The sequence below is a fragment of the Shimia sp. genome, from assembly GCF_041624275.1.
Taxonomy (GTDB): domain Bacteria; phylum Pseudomonadota; class Alphaproteobacteria; order Rhodobacterales; family Rhodobacteraceae; genus Shimia.
The window spans coordinates 1-9,306 of record NZ_JBFJVE010000126.1 but is presented as its reverse complement, the minus strand read 5'-3'; the positions used below and the strand labels follow the sequence as shown (position 1 = coordinate 9,306).

Sequence of the window (9,306 nt, the reverse complement as noted above, 5' to 3'; positions counted from 1 at the left end):
GCCGAGGCCCCGGCGCAGATCTTGGCATAGGCCGCCTCGGCGCTGGCGATGCCGCCGACCCCGATCAGCGGCACCCGGTCTTGCAGCAGCGCCGACATCCGCGCCAGCACCCGGGTCGAGCGGTCGAACAGCGGCGCGCCCGAAAGCCCGCCCGCCTCGTCCCGGTGGCGTGAGGCCAGCCCGGTGCGATCCAGCGTGGTGTTGGTGGTGATGACCGCGTCAAGCCCGGTTTCCAGCGCCACTTCGGCGATCTCTGCCAGCTCTGCGTCACTCAGGTCCGGGGCGATCTTGAGAAACACCGGGATCGGTCTGGCCAGCCCATCGCGGGTCGCCATGACCCCGGCCAAGAGGGCCGACAGCGCCGCCTTGCCCTGAAGGTCGCGCAGCTTTTCCGTGTTGGGGGAGGACACGTTGACAGTGGCGAAATCAAGGTGGTCGCCGCAGCGTTCCAGCACCCGCGCGAAATCCGAAGCGCGGTCGGCGCTGTCCTTGTTGGCGCCGAGGTTGAGCCCGATCACCGCGCCCTCGGGCCGATTGGCCAGCCGCCCGGCGATCGCCTCCATACCGTCATTGTTGAAGCCGAAGCGGTTTATCGCGGCGCGGTCCTCGCTCAGCCTGAACAACCGCGGCCTGGGGTTGCCGGGCTGCGGGCGCGGGGTGGCGGCGCCGACCTCGAAAAAGCCGAAACCGGCCCGTGCCAGCCCGTCGAGGGCGGTGGCGTTCTTGTCGAAACCGGCCGCCAGCCCCACCGGGTTGGGCAGGTCGATCCCGGCAAGGCGGGTTCGCAGGCGCGGCGAGCTGAGGGGTCCGGGGGCGGCGGCAAGCCCCGCTTGCAGGGCCCGGATCGCCAGCCCATGGGCGGTCTCGGGGTCGATCATGTGCATGGCGCGCAGGCCGAGGCTCTCGATCAGCTTCATGACAGCACCCCGGCCGGGAACCGGTGTTGCCCGCCCTCGAGCGGCAGCGGCTGCGCCCAGGCCACGTCATCGAGCCGCAGCGGCCGGTAAAGATGCGGGAACAGGGCGCCGCCGCGCGAGGCTTCCCAGACCAGCTTGTCGCCAAGGCCGTCGGCCTCCAGCCCCAGCAGGAACAGATCGCTTTCGCCGCGGAAATGCTTGGCGGCGGTCTCGGCCACCTGCGCGGCGGTGGAGAAATGCACATAGCCGTCGGCGACATCGACCGGTGCCCCGGCGGTCTCGCCCGCGGCGCGCAGCAGGGCCCATTCCTCGGCCCGGAAGATCTTGTAAATCAGCATGGCACCGATGTGCATCGCAACGCCCCCGAGGTCAAGCCGCAGAAGCTTTGACAGGCGGGCCCTGTCGGGGGCACCATGCGCCGGTGACACATGCAAAGCGGGGGGCAATGACATGTTACGAGCGTTTCTGAGCGGGCTGGCGATGGCGGCTCTGGGCAGCGTGGCGGCGGCAGAGTTCAATCTGACCATTCTGCATACCAATGATTTCCACGCCCGGTTCGAACCGATCAGCAAATATGATTCCGGTTGCAGCGCCCAAAGCAATCTTGACGGCGAGTGTTTCGGCGGTTCGGCCCGTCTGGTGACCGCCGTCGCCGAGGCCCGGGCGCGCGCCGGGAACGTGATCCTGGTGGATGGCGGCGACCAGTTTCAGGGCACGCTGTTCTACACCTATTACAAGGGCCGGGTCGCGGCCGAGATGATGAACCGCATGGGCTATGACGGCATGACCGTCGGCAATCACGAATTCGACGACGGCCCCGAAGTGCTGCGCGGCTTCATGGAGGCGGTGACTTTCCCGGTACTGATGTCCAATGCCGATGTCAGCGCCGAGCCGCTGCTGGCGGGCCGGGTGAGGAAATCGGCGGTCATCGAAAGGGGCGGCGCGCGGATCGGCCTGATCGGCCTGACGCCGCAGGATACCGATGAACTGGCCAGCCCGGGGCCCAATGTCAGCTTTTCCGATCCCGTGGCCGCGGTCCAGGCCGAGGTCGACAGGCTGACCGCCGAAGGCATCGACAAGATCATCCTGCTCAGCCATTCCGGCTATGGCGTCGATCAGCATGTCGCGGCCAATACCACCGGCGTGGACGTCATCGTCGGCGGTCATGACAACAGCTATCTGTCGAATGTCTCGGATCGCGCCAGGGGGCCCTATCCGACCATGGTCGGCAACACCGCCATCGTGCAGGCCTATGCCTATGGCAAGTTCCTCGGCGAGCTGAAGGTGACCTTCGACGATGCCGGCGAGATCGTCGCGGCGGTGGGCGAGCCGATCCTCATGGATGCTGCGGTGAGCGAGGATTCGGGCACCAAGGCGCGCATCGGTGAACTGGCACTTCCGCTGGAAAAGATCCGCCGCCAAGTCGTGGCCTCGGCGGCGGCGACGATCGACGGCAGCCGCGATGTCTGCCGGCTGCAGGAATGCGCCATGGGCAACCTGGTCGCCGACGCCATGCTCGACCGGGTGGCGGATCAGGGTGTGACCATCGCCATCACCAATGCCGGCGGTCTGCGGGCCTCGATCGACGCCGGCGAGGTGACCAGGGGCGAGGTGCTGACCGTGCTGCCGTTCCAGAACACGCTCTCGACCTTCGAGGTTCCCGGCCGGGTGGTGATCGCGGCGCTTGAAAACGGCGTCAGCCAGGTCGAAGAGGTCAAGGGCCGCTTTCCCCAGGTGGCGGGGCTGAGGTTCACCTGGGATGCCGCGAAAGCCCCGAACCAGGGCCGCATCCGCGAGGTCATGGTGAACGAGGATGGCGCCTGGGTGGCGCTGGACCCGCAAAAGACCTACATGCTGGTCTCCAACAACTACCTGCGCGGCGGCGGTGACGGCTACGCCATGTTCCGCGACGCCGCCCGGGCCTATGACTACGGTCCCGACCTGGCCGATGTCACGGCCGAATACCTGGCCGCGCATGCGCCCTACAGGCCCTATACCGACGGGCGGATCACCCGCCGGTGATCCCCGTCGCCCCGCCGCCCGGTTGCCCCGGCGCCCTGTTGCCGTGCCCCTCCCGGCGACGGGCGTGGCAATTGCCGCCGGGCCCCGGCACGGATAGGCTGACGCGATGTGCGGAAGATTTGCCATCACCCTGCCCAGCGACGCCATGGCGCAGCTCTTTGCCGCGGCGCCGGCCAACGATCTGCCCGAGGTGCCCAACTACAACGTCTGCCCGACGACGCGCATCCACGTGGTGCGCCACTCTGCCGGGGGGCGCCGGCTGGTGGCGATGCGCTGGGGCTTCCTGCCGCATTGGTATGACAGCCCCGGAGCCGGGCCGCTGCTGATCAATGCCCGCGCCGAGACCCTGGCCGAGAAACCGGCCTTCCGCGACGCCTGCCGCAGCCGCCGCTGCCTGATCCCGGTCAGCGGCTTCTTCGAATGGACCAAAGACGCCGAGGGCCGGCGCCTGCCCTGGTACATCAGCGCCGGGGCGCCGCTGGCGCTGGCCGGCCTCTGGCAGGGCTGGCAGGGCGGCGACCTGCGGCAGGACACCTGCGCCATCGTCACCACCAAAGCCAACCGCAGGATGTCCGAGATCCATCACCGCATGCCGCTGGTGCTGGCGCCGGGCGACTGGCCGCTGTGGCTCGGCGAGGCCGGCCATGGCGCGGCGCGGCTGATGCGCCCCGCCCCCGAGGATCTCCTTGACATGTACCGGGTCGGGCAGGCGGTGAATTCCAGCCGCGCCACCGGCCCCGGGCTGATTGAACCCGACCCGCCGCTGCCCGCCGGCTGAATGCCCTCATTTCTCTTGCCGCAAATATCCTGGGGTGAGGGCGGCCTGCCGCCCGAGGGGCAAGGCCCCTTGATGGGCGACATCACGAAAAGAGGCTGGCCTTTTGCGGCCAAACGCGCTGAATACGCTGCCAGGACAGGAGGCCCGCATGGCGCAGCGCAGGATTCGCATCTTTCTCAACGGTTTTGGCCGCATCGGCCGCACCCTGCTGCGCATTCTCGCCCGCGGCGCCCACGACCAGATCGAGATCGTCGGCATCAACGACATCGAACCGCTCGAGACCTGCGCCTATCTGTTCGAATACGACAGCGTCTTCGGTGCCTATCCCGGCCGGGTGACGACCGGCGACCACAGCCTGATCGTCGACGGGCGGGCGGTGCCCTTCCATGGCGTCTCCGATCTGCGCCAGCTTGACCTCGGCACCGTCGACGTGGTGCTGGAATGCACCGGCATGGCCGGCACAAGGGCGATGGCCGAACGCGGCCTTCAGGCCGGGGCCGGGGCGGTGCTGATCTCGGGCCCCTCGGACGAGGCCGACATCACCCTGGTGATGGGCGCCAACGAGGAGCTGCTCGGCGATCACCGCATCGTCTCCAATGCGTCCTGCACCACCAATGCGCTGGCGCCGCTGCTGAAGCTTCTCGACGCGCAATACGGGCTGATCAGCGGCCATATGACCACCGTGCACTGCTATACCGGCAGCCAGCCGACGGTCGACAAGCCGCGCGGCGATCTGGCGCGCTCGCGCGCGGCGGCGCTGTCGATGGTGCCCACCACCACCAGCGCCGGGCGGCTGATCGACAAGGTGCTGCCCGATCTCGCCGGGCGGGTCTTGGCGCGGGCGATCCGGGTGCCGACCGCCAGCGTCTCGGCCATCGACCTCACCATCCAGACCGACCGGGAGACCACGGTCGCCGGGGTCAACCGCCTGCTGCGGGCCGAGGCCGACGCCGCCGCGCTTCTCGGCTGGACCGAGCGGCCGCTGGTCTCGACCGATCTGCGGGCGCGCCCGGAATCGCTGATCCTGTCGCTGCGCGAGACCTCGGTCTCGGTCGGCGGGTTGCTGCGGGTCTTCGGCTGGTACGACAACGAATGGGGCTTTTCCAACCGCATGCTCGACATGGCGCGGCTCATGGGCCGCCGTTAGAGCGGCCAGAACAGCAGGATCGCCGGCACCGAGACCGCCACCACCAGGATCTCGAGCGGCAGCCCGATGCGCCAGTAGTCGCCGAAATGATAGCCGCCGGGCCCGAGGATCAGGGTGTTGTTCTTGTGCCCGATCGGGGTCAGGAAGGCCGATGAGGCCGCCACCGCCACCGCCATCAGGAAGGGGTCGGGCGACACCCCGAGGCTGGCCGCCATCTGGATGCCGACCGGGGCCGCGACGATGGTGGTGGCGGTGTTATTGAGCACGTCCGACAGCGTCATGGTCACCACCATCAGCACCGTCAGCACCGCCCATGCCGGCAGGCCGGCGGTCAGCCCGACCAGCGCATTGGCAATCAGCGCCGTGCCGCCGGCGCCCTCCAGCGCCGCACCGAGCGGGATCATCGACCCGAGCAGCACCACCACCGGCCATTCGATGTGATCGTAAAGCTCGGTCAGCGGCACGATCCGGGTCAGCACATAGGCCACCACCACCAGCCCCAGCGCCACCGGCAGGTAGATCAGCCCCAGCGAGGCCGCCAGAACCGCCGCCACGAACAGGCCGATGGCCAGCCAGACCTTGGTGTTGTCGGTGACCACATGGCCCTTGTCGGCCAGCGGCAGGCAGCCCAGCCAGTCGGTGACGTCGGCGCCCCGGTTCTTGGGCACCAGCACCAGCAGGATGTCGCCGGGCTTGATCGCGGTGCGGCGGATCTGGCTGGTGATGCGGCGGCCCTGGCGGCTGATGCCCATCAGCACCGAGCCCTGGCGCCAGGCCAGCCCCACCGACTCGGCGGTCTTGCCGGTGATGCGCGCGGTCTGGGGCACCACCACTTCGATCATGTCCAGCCCTTCGCCGGCCGCCTTCAGCTGCTCTTCGCGCTGGGCGTCGGTGAAATTCAGGTTGAGCGCGCTGCGGAACTCGTCCAGCGCCCCCGGCGTCGCCTCGAGGATCAGCGTGTCGCCCTCCTGCATCGTGACGTTGCGCGCCGCGCCATAGCGGCGCTTGCCGTCGCGGATCAGCCCGATCAGCGCCACGTCGGCGTCATCCGCCTCGCCCTGCATCTCCGCCAGCCGCAGCCCGATCAGTTTGCTTTCGGCGGGCACTGTCAGCTCGGCGAGGAAACTGTCGAGATCCGAAACCGTTTTTCCGGCATCCTCGCGCGCCGGGATCAGCCGCCAGCCGATCAGGGCAACGAAGATCAGCCCGGCGATGGCCGTGAGGCCGCCGACCGGGGCGAAATCGAACATGCGATAGGGGGTGCCCACTGCCTCGCCCCGGATCGCGGCGATGATGATATTGGGCGGGGTGCCGATCAGGGTCGCCATGCCGCCGAGGATGGTGGCAAAGGACAGCGGCATCAGCGACAGCGCCGGTGAGCGCCCGGCCTTGCGCGCAGTCTGGATGTCGACCGGCATCAGCAGGGCCAGCGCCGCGACATTGTTCATGAAGGCCGACAGCACCGCGCCGATCCCGCCCATCAGCGCGATATGGCTGCCGAGGCCGCGGGCGCTGTCGACCAGGGTGCGGGTGATGAGAAACACCGCCCCCGACCGCGTCAGCCCGGCCGAGACCACCAGCACCAGCGCCACCACGATGGTCGCCGGGTGGCCAAAACCGCTGAAGGCGTCCTTGCTGTCGACGACCCCCAGAACCACGCCGGTCAGCAGCGCGGCAAAGGCGATCAGGTCATAGCGAAAGCGGCCCCAGAGCAGCAGGACAAAGAAGGCGCCGAAGAGCGAAAAGAGGATGATCTGTTCCTGGGTCATAGGCGCAGAGTAGCGGACCGCCGCGCCCCCGCAAGAGGCTGGTTGCCCCCGGCGGTGCATCGCGACCCAGCGGCAATCGCAACCGCGCCCTTGCTCTTGACCCGCCGACTGCCCTATAGAGCGGGCAAAATCTGTACCTGTTCAGGATCATCGGAGGCAATCACATGGCCGGCCATTCAAAATGGGCAAACATCCAGCATCGCAAGGGACGTCAGGACGCCGCCCGCTCGAAGCTGTTTTCGAAGCTCTCCAAGGAAATCACCGTCGCCGCCAAGATGGGCGATCCTGACCCCGACAAGAACCCGCGCCTGCGCCTTGCGGTGAAGGAAGCCAAGTCGAACTCGGTGCCCAAGGACGTGATCGACCGCGCGATCAAGAAATCCCAGGCCGGCGAAGGCGATGATTACGAGGAAATCCGCTACGAAGGCTACGGCCCCAACGGCGTGGCGGTGATCGTCGAGGCGATGACCGACAACCGCAACCGCACCGCCTCGACCGTGCGCTCGACCTTTACCAAGAACGGCGGCAACCTCGGTGAAACCGGCTCGGTCGGCTTCATGTTCGACCGCAAGGGCGAAGTCACCTATCCGGCTGAAGTCGGCGATGCCGACACGGTGATGATGGCGGCGATCGAGGCCGGCGCCGAAGACGTCGAAAGCAGCGAGGAAGGCCATATCATCTGGTGTGCCGACACCGATCTCAACGAGGTCGCCAATGCGCTCGAGGCCGAGCTTGGCGAATCGGAGTCGACCAAGCTGGTGTGGAAGCCGACCACCACCACCGAAATGGACCTCGAAGCCATGCAGAAGCTGATGAAGCTGGTTGATGCGCTCGAGGACGATGACGACATTCAGCGCGTCACCACCAATTTCGAAGCCTCGGACGAGGTGATGGCCCAGCTCTGAGCCGGGCTGCCGAACCGTAAGAGGGGCGTCCTTTGGGGGGCGCCCTGTTGTTTTCTGGCCCTCAGTTTCCGGGCCTTCAGTTGCCGGGCAGGTCGCTGCGCGCCTGTCGGCGTACCGCCCGCGTCAGCGGTGCCAGCGCGTCGCCCAGCAGGCGCGAATGCTGCCAGTACAGCGGCGTCTCGTACCCCGCGCCCTCAAGCAGTGTCACCAGCCGCCCGGCCTCGATATGCGGGCGGGCCAGGATCTCGGGGTTCATGCCCCAGCCAAGCCCCAGGAGACAGGCTTCGACAAAGCCCTGGGACGAGGGCAGCCGATGGCTTGGCGGCGACAGCTTGCAGCCCAGGTGTTTCTGCATCCAGCGGCTTTGCAGATAGTCCTTGGGGTCGAAGCGCAGCATCGGCGCCCGCGCCACGGCCTCGGGGGAGACCCCGTCGGGGAAATGGCGTTTCATATAGGCCGGGCTGGCGGTGGCGACATAGCGCAGCGCCCCCAGCGCGATGCAGTCGCAGCCCGAGACCGGCCGGTCATGCGAGGTGACGGCGGCTGCCACCTCTCCACGCCGCAACCAGTCGGCCGAATATTCCTGATCGTCGACCACCAGGTCGAACAGGAGCTCCGGCACCCCGGCCAGCGCCGGCAGGAACCAGGTCGCCAGGCTGTCGGCGTTGACCGCGATGCGCACCGTGCTGCCGCGCCCGGAGACCGAGGCGCCGAGATCGCGGGCAAGGCTCTGTTCCAGCAGTCCGACATGCGCCGCATGGGCCGCAATCCGCCGCCCGGCATCGGTGCCGGTGCAGGGCTGGCCGCGATGCACCAGCCGGGTGCCGACCCGGTCTTCAAGGGCTTTCAGCCGTTGCGAAACCGCCGATTGGGTGACCCCCAGTTCGCCGGCGGCCGCCTCGAAGCTGCCACAGCGCAGAATGGCCGCCAGCGCCTGCAGCTGCGCGTGATCGAAGTTCATCAGCAAACCTAATGCAAGAACAGAAACTTTAATTTGGATAATGGACGGGCGGCCTGTAGGCAAGGCGCATCACAAGGAGAAAGACAGATGCAGCAGGCCCTTTTCGCAGGTTTCGCCCTCGGGTTTTCGCTGATCATGGCGATCGGCGCGCAGAACGCCTTCGTGCTGCGTCAGGGGCTGCGCGGCCAGTTCGTGCTGCCGCTGGTGCTGACCTGCGCGGTCTCGGACACGCTGCTGATCGCCGCCGGTGTGGTTGGGTTCGGCAGCGTGGTCGAGGCCTGGCCCGGAGCCGTCACCCTCGCCAAATGGGGCGGGGCGGCCTTTCTCACGGTCTATGGCGGCCTTGCCCTGCGCGCCGCATGGCGCGGCGGCGCGGCGCTGGGCGAAGGCGGGCAGGGGGCGCTCAGCTTCGGGGCGGCGCTGGCCACCTGCCTGATGCTGACTTGGGCCAACCCGCATGTCTATCTTGATACCGTGGTGCTGCTTGGCGGTCTGTCGTCGCAATATGATCCGGCATGGGCCTTCGGTCTCGGGGCGGCGGTGGCCAGCTTCACCTTTTTCTTCACACTGGGTTTCGGCGCCGGGCTGCTGCGCCCGATGTTCACCAGCGCCCGCGCCTGGCAGGGGCTGGATCTCGTGGTCGGGCTGACCATGTGGGCCATCGCCGCGAAACTGCTCTGGGGCTAGGCGTCGCGACGGAACAACAGGTTAACATGCGTTGTTCCTCGACAAGCCGTGGCCCAGCGGTGTTAATGCCGCCATGGCTCAAGAGATGACATCACGCCCGGTCGCCGGGATCTTCTGGAT

9 protein-coding genes are annotated in these 9,306 nt (G+C 67.8%); 5 read left to right on the top strand and 4 right to left on the bottom strand.

The features are described from left to right. Both ABZD10_RS10640 and ABZD10_RS10635 read right to left on the bottom strand, forming a co-directional pair. Positions 1–917: quinone-dependent dihydroorotate dehydrogenase (locus ABZD10_RS10640; protein WP_372886396.1), on the bottom strand; the 917-nt coding region annotated here is incomplete at its 3' end. After that, complete coding sequence (locus ABZD10_RS10635) at positions 914–1,255, bottom strand: DUF952 domain-containing protein (RefSeq protein WP_372886398.1); 342 nt, start codon at positions 1,253–1,255, stop codon at positions 914–916. The genes ABZD10_RS10640 and ABZD10_RS10635, both read right to left, overlap by 4 nt. Positions 1,256–1,367: 112 nt before the next feature. Here ABZD10_RS10635 and ABZD10_RS10630 point away from each other — a divergent pair, with 112 nt between their 5' ends. The 3 genes from ABZD10_RS10630 (at position 1,368) to ABZD10_RS10620 (ending at position 4,864) form a co-directional block, all read left to right on the top strand. Then, a complete protein-coding gene (locus tag ABZD10_RS10630; protein WP_372886395.1) occupies positions 1,368–2,939 on the top strand; it encodes a bifunctional UDP-sugar hydrolase/5'-nucleotidase in 1,572 nt (523 codons plus the stop codon). Between the two features lie 106 nt (positions 2,940–3,045). After that, positions 3,046–3,717, top strand: a complete 672-nt coding sequence (locus tag ABZD10_RS10625) for an SOS response-associated peptidase (protein WP_372886394.1) — start codon at positions 3,046–3,048, stop codon at positions 3,715–3,717. Positions 3,718–3,865: 148 nt separating this feature from the next. Continuing rightward, a complete protein-coding gene (locus tag ABZD10_RS10620) occupies positions 3,866–4,864 on the top strand; it encodes a type I glyceraldehyde-3-phosphate dehydrogenase (protein ID WP_372886392.1) in 999 nt (332 codons plus the stop codon). On the opposite strand, the gene ABZD10_RS10615 is transcribed toward ABZD10_RS10620, so the two are convergent. Next, a complete protein-coding gene (locus ABZD10_RS10615) occupies positions 4,861–6,633 on the bottom strand; it encodes an SLC13 family permease (protein WP_372886391.1) in 1,773 nt (590 codons plus the stop codon). The two genes, ABZD10_RS10620 and ABZD10_RS10615, sit on opposite strands and share 4 nt — an antisense overlap. A 164-nt stretch (positions 6,634–6,797) precedes the next feature. Between ABZD10_RS10615 and ABZD10_RS10610 the strand changes: the two genes are divergently transcribed. Further along, positions 6,798–7,538, top strand: a complete 741-nt coding sequence (locus tag ABZD10_RS10610; protein WP_372886390.1) for a YebC/PmpR family DNA-binding transcriptional regulator — start codon at positions 6,798–6,800, stop codon at positions 7,536–7,538. Between the two features lie 76 nt (positions 7,539–7,614). Here ABZD10_RS10610 and ABZD10_RS10605 read toward each other — a convergent pair whose 3' ends face one another. Next, positions 7,615–8,499: a LysR family transcriptional regulator ArgP gene (locus ABZD10_RS10605; protein ID WP_372886388.1), complete on the bottom strand. Its 885-nt coding sequence runs from the start codon at positions 8,497–8,499 to the stop codon at positions 7,615–7,617. 87 nt (positions 8,500–8,586) lie between these two features. Between ABZD10_RS10605 and ABZD10_RS10600 the strand changes: the two genes are divergently transcribed. Beyond that, positions 8,587–9,186, top strand: a complete 600-nt coding sequence (locus ABZD10_RS10600; protein ID WP_372886387.1) for a LysE/ArgO family amino acid transporter — start codon at positions 8,587–8,589, stop codon at positions 9,184–9,186. Positions 9,187–9,306: the final 120 nt, after the last annotated feature.

Bases quoted from the DNA above. Each gene is read 5' to 3' on its own strand.
- ABZD10_RS10635 (WP_372886398.1), bottom strand. From the start codon at position 1,255: ATGCTGATTTACAAGATCTTCCGGGCCGAGGAATGGGCCCTGCTGCGC.
- ABZD10_RS10630 (WP_372886395.1), top strand. From the start codon at position 1,368: ATGTTACGAGCGTTTCTGAGCGGGCTGGCGATGGCGGCTCTGGGCAGC.
- ABZD10_RS10625 (WP_372886394.1), top strand. From the start codon at position 3,046: ATGTGCGGAAGATTTGCCATCACCCTGCCCAGCGACGCCATGGCGCAG.
- ABZD10_RS10620 (WP_372886392.1), top strand. From the start codon at position 3,866: ATGGCGCAGCGCAGGATTCGCATCTTTCTCAACGGTTTTGGCCGCATC.
- ABZD10_RS10615 (WP_372886391.1), bottom strand. From the start codon at position 6,633: ATGACCCAGGAACAGATCATCCTCTTTTCGCTCTTCGGCGCCTTCTTT.
- ABZD10_RS10610 (WP_372886390.1), top strand. From the start codon at position 6,798: ATGGCCGGCCATTCAAAATGGGCAAACATCCAGCATCGCAAGGGACGT.
- ABZD10_RS10605 (WP_372886388.1), bottom strand. From the start codon at position 8,499: ATGAACTTCGATCACGCGCAGCTGCAGGCGCTGGCGGCCATTCTGCGC.
- ABZD10_RS10600 (WP_372886387.1), top strand. From the start codon at position 8,587: ATGCAGCAGGCCCTTTTCGCAGGTTTCGCCCTCGGGTTTTCGCTGATC.